The organism is Tychonema sp. LEGE 06208 (assembly GCF_015207505.1).
Lineage (GTDB): Bacteria > Cyanobacteriota > Cyanobacteriia > Cyanobacteriales > Microcoleaceae > Microcoleus.
In genome coordinates this window covers 68,060-85,685 of sequence record NZ_JADEWT010000012.1, presented here as the reverse complement: position 1 = coordinate 85,685, position 17,626 = coordinate 68,060, and the positions used below count along the sequence as shown (strand labels likewise).

The window sequence follows — 17,626 nt, the reverse complement described above, 5'->3', positions numbered from 1 at the left end:
CTTTAATCGTTCACTGTTCATATAAGGAGTGGATAGGTTTTATTTTTCACCCTCATTCTCTCCTGGCGCGGTGGCTCTAGTTCTTCTTTGGCCACCGTTCTCATCTTTGGTTAGTCTAAACTACAGTGAATAAGGAATAAGGAAGATTTGTACGGGCGGGTTTAGCCAACAACTTATGATACAAATCAGTATATAATCCAAACCAGCCCTCATCCTTTCATGGTGCTTTACAAAACATAAATTGTGCCCAATTTCCAATCCCTCCGCTTCGCGCTCGCCCAATCCCTCCGCTTCGCGCTCGCCCAATCCCTCCGCTTCGCTCCGCCCAATCCCCAATGAAAACTGACAACTGACAACTGACAACTGACAACTAACAACTAACAACTAACAACTGACAACTAACTACTGACTGATTCCCAAACTTTATCGCATTTCAGCAACTCTAGTAGTCTCTGGCGACAAAATCACCTCTTTAGCATTCAACTTTAGATTCAATTCGCGAATCCGGCGCGACAGCAAGCGAATAATATTAACAGCAATTCCCGGCGTTTCATCGATCGCATCATAAAGCTGCATTTGAGTCAGCATCAAACACTCCGATTGTTCCAGAGTAGAAATAGAAGCCGATCGAGGTTCCGCATCAAACAGCGACATTTCCCCGAAACAAGCCCCCGCCTTCAACTGTGCCAAATCGCGATCGCCTATATGCACCCGCACCGTTCCCGATACCAAAATATAGAGCGATCGACCTTCCTGTCCTTCTGTAAAAATCCTGTGCTTGGAAGGGAACGAAAGTTCATCCATTACCGATGCTAGACGCACAAGAAAATCATCTCGCAGTTCCTTAAAGATCGGAACTTCCCTGACAAACAATAGGCGTTCGACGCTAGTTAGCATAATGCGATGCAGTGATTGATTTAAACTTAAACAGGCTCAGGGAATAAAAACTGTTAACTGTTGGCTGTTGACTGTTGGCTGTTGGCTGACAAATGACAACTGACAACTGACAACTAACAACTAACAACTGACAACTAACAACTAACAACTAACAACTAACAACTAACAACTAACAACTAACAACTAACAACTAACAACTAACAACTAACAACTAACAACTAACTAATGTTACCTTTTCCCCCCAACACCTAACTCTGCCATCATCTCTTCAACTTGAGCGAATACCAAACGATCGGGGTCATTTTGCAGCCTCGGTAACAATTCGAGCAAAGCTCGCGGCGAAGCTATTTTCAAATAGGCTAACACTGCTTCGCGAACAAAACCCGTCGGGTGTTGCAGACACACGAGAGTTTGTTGAGCCGTAAGACTCCAGCGCGCCTCCTTCGCCAAATGAAAGCAGCAAGCCAAGGCCCAATCCGAAAGGAAGTGGCGCAATTCTAGCAAGCGGCGCAAACGATCGCTAGGAGTTAGAGGTTTGTAAACCATCAATTCAGAGAGATTTGTCAACTTTTCTCTTTCCGAGTGCTGATCCAACAAATTGATCAGCGATCGCTTCCTAACTATATCCACAGTATTGTCAAGAATTTCCAATCCCCTAGCCACCAGAGAAGGTTGGCCCGAAGCGATGTTGAAAGCAGCAGCTTGTACCGTGTCCAGCGGATAAAGAAACTTCATCAACAAAAAACACCGATCCTTAGCATCAGCTTCCAACCCCGCCAGAGCCCGCTGCAACAATTGAGCCGTATCGTTCGCAGGTACCCCGGCGCTGTTAGGATCTCGATCGGAAAAATTGTCATAGGTCGTTACCCCAGACAAATCTACCAGACCCGCATAAATTTGACCGATAAACATCAACTCCTGTTCGATGAGAGTTTCCAAGCCGCTGCGGCCGATGCGGTCTAGAACCCCTTCTATCCCCGCTTCCGAAGGCATTTTCAACAGGATGCGGAGGATGTTGCGCCTCGTAGTTCCCCAAGCAGTCATCAAATTGCTGACCAAAATGTCGATCGCCTCAACAGTCCCAATTTGACCCAAAGCCGTCCAAGCTTGCAACCTGACCAAATCCGGCTTGTGGATATCCTCAGCCAAATACACCAGCAAAGGAATCGCATCGTTGTGAAGTTTGACTATAGCCTGCAAAGCCGCTTCCCTAGTCGATTTGTAACCTAGTCCTCGCAGCAGCGAAGGATAATATTCTTCCGAATGAGTAGACGAAATCACGTCTAACAGAGCGCAGCGAACTCGCAGAGATTCATCTTGCAAAAGATTGGGGATGTACAGCCGCAGTCCTTGCAAATAATCAGCCTCTCCCAGAGCCCGCGTCCCCATCACCCGTTCTCGTTCCAGCTTGTGCGTCAGCATTTGGCGCAGCGTGTTAGTAGCCTCTGCTTTTTGCTGGCGATCGCCCCTTCTCATAATTAAAGCAGCCGCCGTACCCCGCACCACCGGATCGACATTCTGCTGCAAATAAGGCCGCAAACTGTCAATATTCGGTTCAGCCTCCGTCAGCCAGATGTAACGCAAAGCCAAAGCCAGCACCTCCGGCGGCAATGGTTGTTGCGAGAGTGCGCGGACAAATTCTAAATATGCGGGGTTCGGGTGTTGCAGCATAGTTTCCAAGCTCTGGCGCTGCAAAAGTGGCGAAAGCGAATCCAGAATAGGTGCGAGAACTTCTCCGACATTTTTGGGGTCAATTTGCGTCAGCAATTCTATACAAGAGCGCTTTTCATCTTCGCCCCCCGGCTGTTCTAGAGTTTCCACCACTGCGCGCTTGAGAGCTTTGAGGTCAACGTCTGTCACGCCCAAGCGCCCGCGTTCGGCACTTTTGACCAACAGCCCTACGTATTGAGAGCGGATCAGCCACACCACAAATAGCCACACCAGCGCCAAAACTACGATCGTACCGATGAATACCAAGCTTTGCTGGTCGTGAAATGCGCTTTCGGTTTCGTGGGGGAGTATCTTGTCTGTCACCCACAGCATCCCCAGGATAACTACTCCTGTAGCTCCGCAGGACAAAGGCTCGCCCACACCGTTGACCAAGGTTTGAATGCCCGATCGAATATTGTCAGGAATCGGTTGAAATAAAACCGGACTCACAGTTTCCAACAGCGTGTAGTGCAGCAGTTCGTCTAAAAATCTCAGCAATATCAGCCCGATAAACACAGGTACTAGCTGGCCCAGAGATGCTCCTAAAGTCAGCACCCCAAGAATAGCGATACCCGCAGGTAAAATCATCGCCGTCACGAATACACCGATTCGTTCTACCAAGCGACTGGAAGCAAACCACTGAGTCACCACTTGAAACAGACCTTGTATACCTTCGTAAATGCCCAGGAAGCTAGCGATCCAGCTTGCTCCGCTCGCTCCATCCCCCGGGTTTTTGTATTCTAGCTGGCTGTAGAATTGGAAATCTACCAAAACGTAGAGGACTTCTGCCAGGACGAAGAAACTGACTAGAGGTATGGCGTATTTTTGCAGCGGGCCTGTAACTTTGCGGGCGGCAAATTCTTGTTGGTCGTCTTCGTCGTCGTCATCTGTCCAGCGAGCGGTTTCTGGGAATGCTTGACTGTATTTTTCCGTGAGGTAGTACAGCAGCACCGAGCCTGTCGCCACCATCAACCCGGATATCAGCGTCACGTTTTTGAGTTTGACTACGTACAGCAAGAGTGGCAGAGAAAATCCGCTGACTACTCCAGCTACTAGATAGCCGCTGCTGACTAACGGATAGGTGCGCTTGATTTCTCGAATGTTAAAAAGTTGATTGGAAGTGATAGAAGTATTGAGGTCGTTGAGGACATAGCAAGCTTCCACCCACAGCCACATCAAAAAAATAGTAATAAAAGCGATGCTGATGCCAGCTATCTTAGTATTTTCGTAGCCGATGCCGAATCGAAACAAAAATAGCGGTACCGACATCATTCCCAGAACCACTACGACGGTGCGCCTCAGCGGCAGGATTTTTTGCATCCACGAGTAGACAAAGCCCAGACTCGAACCGATAAAGGCGCTGGCTATGTAAATCCAGGGCAATTTGTCTGCACCGAATTCGTCTAAGAACAAACCTACCGTGCTCAGTTCCAGCCAGATCAGCCCGACGGAGGTTAGAGTGTAGACGAGGAACATCAGTAAGGTTCGCTCTAATTCTTCCGATCGCAAGTTGAGCGATCGCAGCACTCCCTGTCTTGCTCTGGCGATCGCGCTGATTTGAAAATTTTCCATTTCTGGTGCGTTAATATTTCGATTTTAGATTTTAGATTTACTTGCGGCTCGGTGAATGTGAGAGCGAGTACAGGAGTCTAAAATTTTTGTTTTGGCGCGTCCGCGACTCCTGTGGCAAACTTCTATCGGTTTTGGGGCGGGGCGATTAATCCACCGTCACCAGTCTTTGACTCTTGACTGATGACTAGACTTTTGCTCTCAGATCCTGTCCGATCGATTTGCGTCACAAAAACGGTTCGCGCGTGCGTCAGTCAGTGTCCGCTATTGGGTTGCGTCAGTCAGTGTCCGCACGCGCGAACCAATCTTCTGTTTGTAAATCGACCGGACACGAGAGCGAAGCCTGTAAAGAGCAGGCTCGATGCCTGCTCAACAATGGGATAGGTCTACTGATGACCGATCGCCCTATTACTGTTTTTTGGGAGACAGCAGCATCATCATACTGCGCCCTTCCTTTTTCGGGGCTTGCTGCACTTCGGCGATTTCCTGCAAATCTGTGGCCATGCGCTTGAGCAAGTCCTCTGCTAGGTTGCTGTGTTGGATTTCCCGACCTCTGAACATGATCGTGGCTTTTACTTTATCTCCAGATTTGATAAAGCGGTCTGCTAGCTTGAGGCGCACTTGGTAGTCGTGTTCTTCAATTTTGTAGCGCATCTTCACTTCCTTGACATCGGCAGTGTGCTGCTTCCGCTTGGCTTCTCGCGCTTTCTTTTCCTGCTCGAACTTGTACTTCCCGTAGTCCATTACCCGGCATACGGGCGGGTCAGCTTTGTCGCTGACAAGTACCAGGTCGAGTTCTTTTTCTTCTGCCAGACGGAGCGCTTCTGCGGGTGTCAATATCCCTAGTTGGCCGCCGTCGGTATCGATCACCCGGATTGTGGGGTATCGAATGTTTTCGTTGATCTGGGGTAGGTTGCGATTTTGTCTTCTTTCAATCACAGGCATGAATGTTTTTACAAGCAGTAGTTTAATAGCGAAGTTTCTTGATAGTTACAGGCTTGACCGGTCAATATTTCACTTTTTCCGATCGAGCTATTTGGCAAGCTGTTACCCTTACCGGACGTACTACCGCGCCCTGTATGCCTTCAGCTTCATCGTTAGGGCATACTTGAACCGAATCGTAAATGAATTCTTACAATACTTGCTATTCTACTCACTCTCGCTGAGTTTCTGCGTAGTTTTATTTTAACTTCATACTATATTGTCCGTTCCCATACCAGATTGAGCACCAAACCGTAAAAAATGCCCGGTAAATCCTTAAGGATGAGGTAAAACGGCTTTTTTGACCTCGCCGTAACGGGTGTTGCCAGTCCCCAATTCCCCTGATTTGCCTTGTACAATAGGTATAACCAAGTGTAAATTTATGTTGCGAGCTGAGGCAAAATTGACAAATTCTCTACACTGGCACCAACGGGTGGGCACTCAACGAGACTGGGTGTGGCGGGGTTGGCAAACTCGATACACTTATTTGCGGCCGGCTTTGGGGCGAAATCCACGGGCGATCGAATTTCAAGACTCTGCTGCCGAACCCATCGCCTCCACCACATCGAGAACACCGATTATTTTACTGCACGGGTTTGGAGCTTCGATCGGTCACTGGCGGCAAAATCTCGCTCCACTAGCCGAAAATCACACGGTTTACGCCTTAGATTTGTTGGGTTTTGGCGCTTCCCAAAAAGCTCCCATCGACTACGACGTGTCTTTGTGGGTCGATCAAGTTTACGATTTTTGGCTGACTTTTATCAGAGAGCCGGTCATATTGGCAGGAAATTCGATCGGCTCGCTGATTTGTCTGGCCGCGGCGGCCGCTCACCCGGACATGGTGGCCGGCACGGTGGCGATCAGCCTCCCAGACCCATCTGTGCGAGCCGAGGCGGTGCCGGGATGGCTGTTACCGGCGATCGAATCTATAGAAAATTTATTTGTTTCTCCGATCTTACTCAGGCCTTTGTTTTCGATCGCCCGCAAGCCCGCCATCGTCCGTCGCTGGGTTGCCTTTGCCTACGCCAACCCCGGAGCTGTTAGCGACGAATTAGTTGAAATTCTAGCAGGGCCTGCGGGCGATCGGGGAGCCGCCCGCGCCTTCTGTGCTTTATTTAAAGCTGTAGGTAGTGCAAAATGCGGCCCTGGTGTCAAGACTGTGTTGCGAAATTTAACAATCCCGATGCTGTTAATTTGGGGCAAACAAGACCGGATGATTCCGCCTCGCTTCGCCAAACCCCACCAATTTGTCGAATGCAATCCGAGTTGTGTAGAGCTAGTTGAATTAGATAATGCCGGCCACTGTCCCCAGGATGAATGCCCGGAACAAGTAAATCAAGCAATTTTGGATTGGATGGGCCGGAATTTTGTCGCCCGTGGTGATCGATCTTTGCAACACAGTTAATTTAGATAGGGGGCGGTGCGTTGCTAATTAACCAACATTATTTGCAGGTATCGATATCCTGGATCGAGAATCAGCTTGTCACAAGTCGATCGCACCCGGTGAAATGACTTTACCAAAAAACTGGGTCTAAAGCCCCGCTCCTTTAGGACGGCTTTTCTTAATCCTGTATTCATGCTAGAGTTATTTATACTACATACGACGTAAAATTCTGGTATTTGAGGCAAAACTTGAGGGAGAAAAGCAACAGTATGAAAGGCTTGATGAAGCTATTCGTACCGCTCGTTTTATCCGCAATTCTTGCATCAAATACTGGATGGACAACAAGGGAATTGGGCGATACGATCTGAGTGCTTATTGCAAAGTTCTCGCTCATGAGTTTCCTTGGGCAAACAAGCTCAACTCTATGGCTCGTCAAGCTTCTGCTGAAAGGGCTTGGAGTTCCATCGCTCGATTCTACGATAACTGCAAGAAGAAAGCAGCGAAGAAAGGTTTCCCACGCTTTAAAAAACATCAAACACACGGTTCTGTAGAATACAAAACCTGTGGCTGGAAGCTGTCGGAAGATAGACGAACTATCACTTTCACCGATGGTTTCAAAGTCGGAAGTTTTAAGATGTGGGGAACCCGTGATTTGCATTTCTATCAGTTGAAGCAGATTAAGAGAGTTCGGGTTGTGCGTCGTGCCGATGGGTACTACGTTCAGTTTTGCCTTGATGTTGAGAGAGTTGAGAAAAGAGAACCAACAGGCAAAACAGTCGGATTGGATGTGGGGTTGACTCACTTCTACACCGATTCTGACGGGCAGGCGATTGAAAATCCCCGCCACCTCAGAAAGTCTGAGAAAGCTCTCAAGCGCCTTGGTCGAAGACTTTCTCGAACTCAACAAGGCTCGAAAAATAGAGCCAAGAGTCAAAACCGGTTGAGCACAAAGCACCTCAAGGTAAGTAGGCAGCGTAAAGATTTTGCCGTGAAGTTGGCAAGATGCGTCATCCAGTCTAACGACTTGGTTGCCTAGGTCGACTTGATGGTGCGGAACATGGTTAAGAACCGGAAGCTGTCTAAATCTATTAGTGACGCAGCTTGGTCGGCTTTCGGAAACTGGTTGGAGTATTTCGGCAAGGTGTTTGGAGTGGTAACGGTTGCCGTCCCTCCCCACTACAGCAGCCAGAATTGTTCCAACTGTGGGGAAGTTGTTAAGAAGTCGTTGAGCACAAGAACTCATAAATGTCATCATTGCGGGTTGGTTTTAGACCGAGACTGGAATGCAGCTCGAAACATACTTGAACTTGCACTTCGTACCGTGGGGCACACGGGAACGTTAAACGCCTCTGGAGACATCGACCTCTGCTTGGGTGAAGAAATTCCTCCAAGTAAGCCGAGTCGTGGAAAGAGGAATCCTCAGAAGTGATTCTGGGAATCCCCGTCCTTTAGGTCGGGGAGGATGTCAAGCATCAACACCACAGAAACCGGGTTTTTATCGGGATTAAAGGTCTAGATGCAGTATTTTTGCCTGTCAAACCAGGTTTCTCATCACTGCTGCGTCTAGGGCTAAAACTAAGGTTTGAAGGTACTGATGCGTCCCAGACTGTTTTGTTGACGATCGCCTTTTGGGAAACTCAGGCATTGACACAATCGTCGCGATCGTGTATCTTCTCTAACTGGTAGTATTATATACAAGTTATGCAGTTCGTCGAAAGGCAGGTCATCAAACCAAATCACAGGTTTTATCCAGAAGCCGACCGACAGTTTTTCCAGTCCAAAAATCACAACTGCGATAACTATATCTACCGTCAAAACTTTTTCCCCCGTCAACCAATCAATGCTCTGACGGTCGATCGTCCGCGATCGAAGAGTATCGGTGACAAAGCATTGCCCGCCCTGGTGACACAAAACACTCTCCGGTTACTACAAAAAGCATGGATTAGCTATCATAATGTCACCGGGTATGGCGCGGGCGATCGCCAAACTAAATTTCCAGCAGCACCCAAAATCCCTTACTATAAAAAATCAAGAAAAACCAGATATCGGTGCCGCCATGTAGTTGTATTTAACTGTCAAACAGTCAGGGGAAAAACTTTCGCAAAAGGATATGCTCCTTTGCATGAAACTAACATCTTCATGTATTCAAAAGTAACTTAAATCTGGGAAATCCTGATTGTTCCCGAGGTAGGTTGTTAATTAGTCAGAGTGCTTGATTAAAAGTTAGAACAAAACGCAACTGTGAAAGGGATTACTACCCTGGCTTTAACGAACTGTGCCCATAGGAAAGACCGAAGAAATCGCTCCTAAGAAAAACCGTAAAAATCTCCATTCTAACTTGTGATAAGTTCAGGAAAAACCTGGTTGATTGTTGATAAAAATATAGCAACAGCGCCAGACGGTGAGGACGTTTGAAATTACTGAAAGCCTGGGTTTTCTTAATTATTCCTTGGGTCTTGTTAATTATTCCTTCTGCTATAAATACCTTCCCTTGTGCCAACAATTTGTCAGTCAGCTTATAACCGATCGCCCCCAAGTCTGCTGGAAAGTAAAAAAATGCCAGAATTGGGCATTGGGCTGCCTATTAACGCCTAAAAAAGTCAATTTGGCCAACAACTGACGGCCCGGACATCCCTGGTCGGCTGGCGGCCCGCCTGCTGAAAGCCGATCGGGCAAACAGCACCCTTCCAGCTTTTAGTAGTAACGCAAACGAGGAAAAAACTGTCGTGAAATTCCACTGGCTACTACCGAGTTTTTTAAGTGTATTTTTGCTCGCCGGAGCCGCCGAAGCAGCCCGACTGCAATCTTGGCGATTTGATGCTTCAGAGAACCGGCTCTACATTAGAACAGAGGGGGGAGTGCAACCCAAGGCTCAACTGATTTTCAACCCGACGCGCTTGGTAATCGATTTGCCGGGAACGAGTCTAGGCCGTCCCTCAGTCAACAAACAGCTCTCAGGGGCGATCGAATCGGTGCGGGTAGGACAGTTTGACAACGACACAACCAGAATTGTAGTCGAACTCAAAGACGGGTTTACTCTAGACCCCCAACAAGTAAAATTCCGGGGGATTTCTGCCAGCGAGTGGACAGTGGATTTACCCGCACCGACGCGCGGCCAAAGTCAAAATCCCATTTCCGAACCCGGGGGAGAAAGGTTATCGGTTGAACCTTCAGCAGGCGAACCTCAGTCTGCTGAAGCAACCGTTGTTCAGAACGTTCAACTGACAGCAGACGGTTTTTTAGTCCGCACTGCCGGCGGCCGCCCCCAAATTAATTTTGAACAAAGTCGCGCCGGAGACATCGCTACCCTGGATATTGAAGGAGCTACTTTAGCTCCGGGCGCGGGCGGCCAACAGCCTCAAACTAACGGCAAGCTCGGTGTCGAGAGGGTTGAAGTCCGGCAACTGCCAACAGACCCGCCCGTTACCCGCGTGACTTTGCGGATGAAGGGTTCTAATACTCAGTGGCGGGCATCTGTGAGCAATTCTGGCTCCGTTGTGCTGTCGCCAGGGGACACGAGTTCGTCAAGGCTGACGCGCTCAGAACCTGTAGCTGTTGGGAGACCAGAGCGAGCAACTTTAGCTAGAGTTCTGTCGATTAATTTAGCCGATAACGGCACGCAACTGGTGGTGAGAACTGACCGCCAAGTCTCCTATACCAGCGGGTGGGACCAGTCGTCGAGAGCTTACTGGTTGAGAATTTCTTCTAGTTTCTTGGCGGGGCAAATTCCTCAGCTTGGTGCCAACAGCCCTGTATCGTTTACTGCCAGTCAGGAAGACGCGGAGACTGTGCTGATTTGGGTGCAGCCGCGATCGGGGGTAGAGGTAGGCCGGGTGACGAGACCTGGCCAGCAGTTGCTGTCTTTGCAGTTGCGATCGTCCAATGCTAGCGCCCCGCCGCCTTTGACTAGCGATCCCAATCCGCAGCCGCTGCCGAGAAGGACGATCGGATCGGGGGATTTGCCCCAATCCAACCGCCGCGTCGTGGTGGCGATCGATGCGGGGCACGGGGGGCGCGATCCAGGTGCAGTCGGCATTCAGGGCATTCAGGAAAAGGAGATTGTTTTAGATATCTCCTATCAGGTGGCTAGGCTGCTGGAACAGCAGGGCGTGCAGGCGGTGATGACTCGGACTGACGACAGCGAAATCGACTTGGAACCGAGAGTTTCTTTGGCGGAACGGGTGAATGCTACTTTGTTTGTCAGCATTCACGCTAATGCGATTAATATGAGCCGGCCGGATATTAGCGGGATTGAGACTTATTATTTTGATAGCGGGAAAGATTTAGCCCGGGTGATTCACGCCAGTATTTTGGACGGGACGGGGGCGACTGACCGCCGGGTGCGACAGGCAAGATTTTATGTTTTGAGGAAGAGTTCTATGCCTTCTGTTTTAGTGGAAGTCGGTTTTGTCACGGGTGCTGAGGATGCTGCTAGACTTTCTGACCCGGCTTATCGCAGTCAAATGGCGGCTTCGATCGCTCGCGGCATTTTAGTTTATCTTCAACAAAGATAATGGTCAGTAGTCAGTAGTCAGTAGTCAGTAGTCAGTAGTCATTAGTCATTAGTCATTGGTCATTAGTCATTAGTCAGTAGTCAGTAGTCATTAGTCATTAGTCATTAGTCATTAGGGAATTGTTAGCTGTTGACTGTTAGCTGTTAACTGTTAACTGTTGACTGTTAACTAACTACTACCAACTACCAACTGCCAAGTACCAACTACCAACTACCAACTGCCAACTGCCAACTACCAACTGCCAACTACCAACTGCCAACTACCAACTGACTACTGCCAACAGACAACTAACTATTAACAAATGACAACAGACAACTCTGGACAAAAAAGAATCGGTATTTTTGACAGCGGTGTGGGCGGTTTGACTGTTTTGACGCAGTTATACGAACAATTGCCCAACGAATCTATACTTTATTTTGGAGATACGGCGAGGCTTCCTTACGGGACTCGCGCAGCTTCGGAAATTGTGCATTTTGTCCGGGAAATTATGGCCTGGCTGGTGGAGCAGGATGTGAAAATGGTGATTATGGCCTGCAACACCAGTTCTGCTTTGGCGATGGAAATGGTGCAGGCTGAGTTTGATATTCCGGTGCTGGGAGTAATTCTGCCGGGGGCGCAGGCTGCGGTGCAGCAAGGCAAGCGGATCGGGGTGATCTCAACTCCGGCTACGGCTGCTAGCAATGCTTATCGAAATGCGATTTTGGAAATGGATGCGGATTGTCGGGTATGGCAGGTTAGCTGTCCGGCTTTTGTGCCGCTGGTGGAGCAAAACCGGATTCACGATCCTTATACTTATGAGGTGGCTCGGGAATATTTGGCTCCTTTGATTCAGCAGCGCATCGATACGCTGATTTACGGCTGCACTCATTATCCGCTGTTGGCTCCTGTGGTGCGATCGCTTTTGCCTGTTGGGGTGAATTTAATCGATCCTGCGGTGCGGGTTGTGGCTGCTGCTGCTAGAGAGTTGGAGGTTTTGGGGCTGCGGAATTCTGGTACTGCGCTGCCGACTCGTTTTTGCGTGAGCGGGCTTCCTGAGCAGTTTGCGGATTTGTCGGTGCAGTGGCTCGGCTGTACTCCTGCGGTTGAAAAGATATCTCTGCCGACTGTTGTTCGTAGCGAAGCGGGGCGTAAGCCATCGCCCGTATCTGTGGAATCTGTCGAATAAGCTGGAAAATTGCTCGATCGCGCGACACAATCCCCGAAATCTTCAATCTCAAATCTTACCCTCCAAAACCCTAGGGATTTGGGGGGTTGAGTTTTTGCTGGGAACATTGCAGCTAGCGATCGAACATCGATGTGTAATAAGATTTAACAAAAGCTTTGATGAACAATGCAAATAATGTCCTCTATCTGCTGGAGATCTTCAGCCTTGAACCATGTCACCGTATATATCGCAAGCAGTGTTACTTGTAGATGGCTATAACATAATTGGACTTTGGCCTCGACTCCGAGAGAAGCGCGATCGCGACGAACTCGAAACAGCCCGCCGCGAGTTGATTGAGGCTTTGGTTAACTACAGCGCCGTACAAGATTTTGAAGCTAGACTCGTGTTTGACGCTCAGTATCGAAACACTCCCAGCGTTAAAGAAATTATTACTAAAAATTTATCTGTGCACTACACTGACTTCGGTCAGACAGCAGATACTTATATTGAAAAGTCTTGTGCTAATTTGCGCTACGAGTTGCGATCGGTCAAAGGCAAAAGCCGAATGATTGTCGCCACCTCCGACAGAGCCCAGCAATTAACCGTAGTCGGCTACGGTGCCGAATGGATGTCTGCCCAACAACTAGCGGCTGACGTAGAATCCACCGCCCGCCGCAGCGAGCGCCAGCACAAATCCCGCAAACACAATTCCAGTCGCTTTCTGGCCAATTCCCTCGATCCAGAATCGCAGCAGCGCCTCGCCAGAATGAGAATGGGGCTGCATTAGCGTCCCAAACCCGCTTGCTGCATGAGAAAAAAAAAACTTTGCAAAAGGCCTTGCCAAATCGAATAGGTTCAGCTACTATTAGTAAATGTGGACGACAAAAACCACGCAATCCTCGGTAGCTCAGTGGCAGAGCGATCGGCTGTAATGAATGCAAGCCTTTGGCATCAACCAAAAGCCCTAGTGACATAGCAGCTTTATCCGGTAACGGGTACTGAAAAATCGGGTGAATTCAAGGAAACCGCAGCACTTCGGGTGGCGGCAATCTTGAGCCAAGTCTGGCGAAAGGCAGCGGTTTCGATCGCAAGTAGCCGGAAAGGTGCAGAGACTAGAGATGAGGAGCCTAACCAATAAATCTCACAGCGCCCGACATCCCGCGACAGATGATAAGTCTGCGTTTTAGGGATGATGAAATAGTCCGCGCCCTTCGGAAACGTTGGGATAAGTGTAACCGATTGGTCGTAGGTTCAAATCCTACCCGGGGAGTTAGTAAAAGTCTGAAGTTGGATGTTTCCAGCTTCAGATTTTTTTGTTTTTATTTTCCACCAGATTCATACAGCGTATTCCACCTACAGGGAATACGCTGTATATCAACCGCTTTTTACTTCCCATATTTGGTTTTCTCGATCGAGTTTTTCGGCAGCCGTTTATTTAAGGTAAATCCGTCATCAAGAAAATTTGTAAAAGTATAGTTTTTCCCGATCGGTTTATTCATCCTAGGGTGTCCCCGAAAAAAGCTGTTTGAGTTAGGTCGAGTAGGCGGGTGACGCACCCTACGGAATACTAAACATCGCGTTCTGTTCGCACCCAATTAGTTTGTCGCTTCAGCAGAAAACCCAGATACAAAGGAATTTTCCACAGGATATAAAACGGTACGGATAATAGAGTTGCGCCGGAAATGTGGGCACGGCCAAATTTTCCCCAAGCGCTGACAATTGCAACTAAAATTAGCAGTCCTTGTACTCCTAACAAGATGGCAGGAATCGCGGATGATCCGATAATTGCTCCTACTATGGAGGCGACAAAAGCGGCTAGCCAAAGAGCAACTAAAAGCGATAGGGGAGGGACGGATAAGTCAAGGGCGATCGCCATTAAGTCAAAACGCTGTTGCTCGATCGAAGCTGTCGCCAGCCTGGGAGTTTGAGTTAGCAACGTCTGGATGTGTCCGTGTTCCCATCTGGTTCTTTGAGTTTTAGCTGCTTCCTGCTGCTGCGGCAAACACCCTGTGACTCTGGCTTCGGGGCAGAATACGGTTGGATGTCCGGCGATCGCCAAATCCAAACTCATTTGCATATCTTCCACGATATTGCCACTAGCTAAAGGAACATCTCGAATGATTAGCCAGGGAAAAGCCATGCCCGTACCTGTTAGCAATGACGGGAATCCTAACTGTTTTAATCCGCTGGGGCGGACTAGGTTTTTCACGAGAAATGCTAAGGCTGAAATCGAATCTTTGGGGGTAGGATCGGGCGGCTGTTCCATTAAATATGTGGCCTGCACCGGTCTTTGTTTGGCCATTGAAACGCGGGCTAATGTTTCTATGGAATCTGGCTCGCAGATGCAGTCTGCATCAACCATAATGACTACTTCTGGAGGGTCTGAGGCGATCGACTGCAAGCCGAAATCCAGGGCGTATCCCTTCCCCTTACGTTCTGTGTCGTGGCGCTCGATCGCCGTTGCACCGCAGTTGCGGGCGATTTGGGCCGTAGCATCCGTGCAGTTGTCAGCAATGACTAACAGGCGGTCTTGAGGTGTTAGCTGCGGCAGAATGGTGGAGATAGTGGCGACAATTCCTGCTGCTTCGTTGTAGGCGGGAATTAAAACTGCTATTTTGGGGCGGGGTTCTTTGGTTTCGTCTGTGGTGCCGAAGCTGGAAAGGAAAGCTGCACTGCATTCTAGAAATAGAACTGCAACGGGAATTAGCAGGATTAGGGCGATCGTCAAAAGTACAACATCAACAAATAGGAACGATAGCTGATTTATTTCCACAATTTTAGCACCTTAATTTAATTTAATTTAATTTGCAGCGGTCATTGAATTGACTTAATCAAATTTCACCTCAGTCAACTCAGCGATCGACACTATAGCTTTTCAAGCGAAAGATGAGGTACTATGCGGCATAGGGCTCCCATAGGACATTGGGCATTGGGCATACCTCACCACGCTTGATAACCGCTATATCTAACTTATAAGATACGAAAACATCACCATTATTAGGTTTGTAGTTAGGAATGCGAGTCAGTTCCAAGAGAGGACTTTAGTCCTTACTACGAACTAATTTGATTGCAATCGTTCGCTCCAACATGATATCATATCATGTCGATTCTTACCATTTTAAGTAAATCACTTAATTAAACCTCAAACAGACCCAAAATTGAAAAACCCGGTATCTCAAAGAAACCGGGTTTCGGGTTGTTTAGCTTTTAATCAACTAAAAATGACAAAGCAATCTCTCAACAGTTTTTCAATTACGCCGCTTCCCGCACAGGAACAGGTTCAGATTTTTTTTGAGTGAACTGTGCCGGGAGTGCAGATTGTCTGATACATTTGGAGACCGATCGCAAATATCCCACTTCTGCTTGAAGAGAATCCACCGCAGAAAGACTTTCCACTAATCGATCAAATTCATCAGCATTAACTCCAGCACAGTTCAAAACTTCTTGGTTGAGCCTCCCGTACATTCCTTGCAGGAGGAGTTGGATAATTTCGCTGTAGTCAGCGACTTCTGTTCCGTAACCTTGCAATTTTTTCGGATTGACTCCCCACTGCAAAATCTTCAGCAATTCTGCGGCGGAACTCCACGCAAAAGAAGAAGCAATTACCTCTTTTTCCGCTGCGACAAGAGCCGGCTTAATTTGCACTTCCGGGAAATTCCGATCGCTAATTAATTTTTCCAGGTTAGACACTTGTTTATCTAACATGCACAAAGAAAAAGGAGCTAGTTCTAGAATCACCATGTCGCCAGCCTGGTCAATTTTTCTGAAAGGATCTTCCAGAACATTAATTAGGAGATGAATGTCTGTAGGTTTGTTCCAGTCAAATTGTCCTAAGAAAAATGGTTCTTCGTATCCCGGTAAAAGTCCTTGAAAATAAATCGGCAAATTTTTGCCGGATTCTTGAATTTTATACAAAGCAACTTCTAAGGTTTCTGTCGGCCATCCTAGATTGCTGACGGCGACTATTTTCAGTTTTCCCGGAACGGAAACCACGAGCGAATTCAGTAACAAATGTACGGCTTCGATTAGATTTTGAGCGGTTACGTAGCGGTGGGGGGCGTGAACGTTGACTGTTTTACTTTGCTGTACTTTCTTGGACATTTGCTCGCAGAACAAGCTATTTTCTAGCATATGAGTAAAGCGAACCATCCCGTAGGTGACTTTTCCTTCTTGAGCTGCTTTGGCAAATTGCCATTCTGCAAATTTTTTGGACGCGGCGTAAATTTCGGTTGTAAAATATCGAGATGTTTTGCCTGTGGAAGAGAAAATGCAGTCTTCTACGCCGTATTCTTCGGAAAGTTGGATGACGTTTTTGCATCCCAACAGGCTGGTTGTAACTGTTTCTCGAATTTGGATTTCAGCTAATCCGGGCTGGCGCTGGGCTGCTAGGTGAAAAACAATGTGCGGTTTTTCTACTTCAAATATGTGTTTGAGCGCCTGCAAGTTGCGAATGTCGGCGGCATAGAAATTTACTGCGCCTTCTTTGTTAAAGTGCGGGAGATTTTCGTCGGGGTTTTGACATCGGGCTTTGTCTACGGAAATGATGTTAGTTGCGCCTAGAGAGAGGAGTTTTTCGATTAGAAAACTCCCGACGCATCCTTCTCCGCCGGTGATGAGGATAGTTTTTCCTTTGATTTTGTTGCTGCAGGCGAGGCTGTACAGGTTAATGGTACGATCGCGCACATCGCTAAAAGGTTCGCTTTCTAGTTGTCCGTCGGCTTGATAGGCCCAGATTAGCTGTGCGGTGAGAGTTTGTAGCGTTGCTAGGATTTGCGGATTTTGCGGTTCGGGGGAACCTGGGGGAACTAGCTGCTGGATGCGATTGATTATTGCCGCTTTGCTGGCATCTTCAAACACTTCTGAGGGGTTAAATGTGTTATTCACTTTCTGGGCTCCTTTAAATTATAGAAATACGGTTGCTGATGCTGATTCAGAGTTGTTAAACTGATTTTTGAGGGACAGAATCTTTAAAATTCGGCTGATTTGGGTTGTTTTTACAGAGAAAGCTACTTAATCGGAAAGATACGCGATCTGCTTTCCTACTAAATAATTATTTTCAGTCTACTTGTGGTTTTATTAAGGATTTTTTAATCTGCTTGCTTTGGCTAGCTGCTAAGTCGGAACTTTCTCTGTCAAAAATTAGTCACTACAACTATAAACGTAAGTTGCTGGCCGTTGGCAATAGTCACAACATATCTTTACTATTTCTTTGTAATTACCTCAGAATATTCACGCAATTTTAAAGTTAATATAAAGTAGTGCAGGCGTTAAAGAAACTTAATAATCCTTGCCACTATCAATAAAATGTCTTTTTTATTACTAATTGTATTAAAAGTTTAAGTAAAGATACGGAAAACATTGTCAAATATTGCGGTGTGCCTAAAATATTGCTATTTATAGCCTTTCTGTGCTCTCATAGGAGGTACT

10 protein-coding genes and 1 pseudogene are annotated in these 17,626 nt (G+C 47.6%); 5 read left to right on the top strand and 6 right to left on the bottom strand.

Going from position 1 to position 17,626, the window contains the following annotated elements; all coding sequences use genetic code 11:
• Positions 1–423: 423 nt before the first annotated feature.
• The 3 genes from IQ263_RS05385 to infC all read right to left on the bottom strand — a co-directional run bounded on the left by IQ263_RS05385 (position 424) and on the right by infC (position 5,121).
• Positions 424–897, bottom strand: coding sequence for a Crp/Fnr family transcriptional regulator (locus IQ263_RS05385; RefSeq protein WP_194066517.1), 474 nt, complete (start codon positions 895–897; stop codon positions 424–426).
• A gap of 228 nt (positions 898–1,125) precedes the next feature.
• Entirely contained in the window at positions 1,126–4,179 is a 3,054-nt protein-coding gene (locus IQ263_RS05380) for a HEAT repeat domain-containing protein (protein WP_194066516.1), read from the bottom strand.
• Positions 4,180–4,584: 405 nt separating this feature from the next.
• A complete protein-coding gene (infC, locus tag IQ263_RS05375) occupies positions 4,585–5,121 on the bottom strand; it encodes a translation initiation factor IF-3 (RefSeq protein WP_194008541.1) in 537 nt (178 codons plus the stop codon).
• A gap of 418 nt (positions 5,122–5,539) precedes the next feature.
• On the opposite strand from infC, the gene IQ263_RS05370 reads away from it, so the two are divergent.
• Both IQ263_RS05370 and IQ263_RS05365 read left to right on the top strand, forming a co-directional pair.
• The gene (locus tag IQ263_RS05370; RefSeq protein ID WP_194066515.1) at positions 5,540–6,562 is read left to right on the top strand and encodes an alpha/beta fold hydrolase; all 1,023 of its coding nucleotides are present in this window, start codon (positions 5,540–5,542) and stop codon (positions 6,560–6,562) included.
• A 205-nt stretch (positions 6,563–6,767) separates the two neighbouring features.
• Positions 6,768–7,970: pseudogene (locus IQ263_RS05365) on the top strand (RNA-guided endonuclease InsQ/TnpB family protein).
• A gap of 146 nt (positions 7,971–8,116) precedes the next feature.
• On the opposite strand, the gene IQ263_RS05360 reads toward IQ263_RS05365, so the two are convergent.
• Positions 8,117–8,452, bottom strand: a complete 336-nt coding sequence (locus tag IQ263_RS05360) for a hypothetical protein (protein WP_194066514.1) — start codon at positions 8,450–8,452, stop codon at positions 8,117–8,119.
• An 815-nt stretch (positions 8,453–9,267) separates the two neighbouring features.
• Between IQ263_RS05360 and IQ263_RS05355 the strand changes: the two genes are divergently transcribed.
• From IQ263_RS05355 to IQ263_RS05345, 3 genes are all read left to right on the top strand, one after another.
• A complete protein-coding gene (locus tag IQ263_RS05355; RefSeq protein ID WP_194066513.1) occupies positions 9,268–11,055 on the top strand; it encodes an N-acetylmuramoyl-L-alanine amidase in 1,788 nt (595 codons plus the stop codon).
• 301 nt (positions 11,056–11,356) lie between these two features.
• Positions 11,357–12,220: a glutamate racemase gene (gene murI / locus IQ263_RS05350; RefSeq protein WP_194066512.1), complete on the top strand. Its 864-nt coding sequence runs from the start codon at positions 11,357–11,359 to the stop codon at positions 12,218–12,220.
• 211 nt (positions 12,221–12,431) lie between these two features.
• Positions 12,432–12,986 (top strand): NYN domain-containing protein, encoded by a 555-nt coding sequence (locus tag IQ263_RS05345; protein ID WP_194008536.1) that lies wholly within the window; start codon positions 12,432–12,434, stop codon positions 12,984–12,986.
• A 780-nt stretch (positions 12,987–13,766) separates the two neighbouring features.
• On the opposite strand, the gene IQ263_RS05340 is transcribed toward IQ263_RS05345, so the two are convergent.
• Together IQ263_RS05340 and IQ263_RS05335 are read right to left on the bottom strand one after the other, a co-directional pair.
• Positions 13,767–14,972: a glycosyltransferase gene (locus tag IQ263_RS05340; RefSeq protein WP_194066511.1), complete on the bottom strand. Its 1,206-nt coding sequence runs from the start codon at positions 14,970–14,972 to the stop codon at positions 13,767–13,769.
• Positions 14,973–15,451: 479 nt separating this feature from the next.
• Entirely contained in the window at positions 15,452–17,083 is a 1,632-nt protein-coding gene (locus tag IQ263_RS05335) for a polysaccharide biosynthesis protein (RefSeq protein WP_194066510.1), read from the bottom strand.
• Positions 17,084–17,626 lie beyond the last annotated feature (543 nt).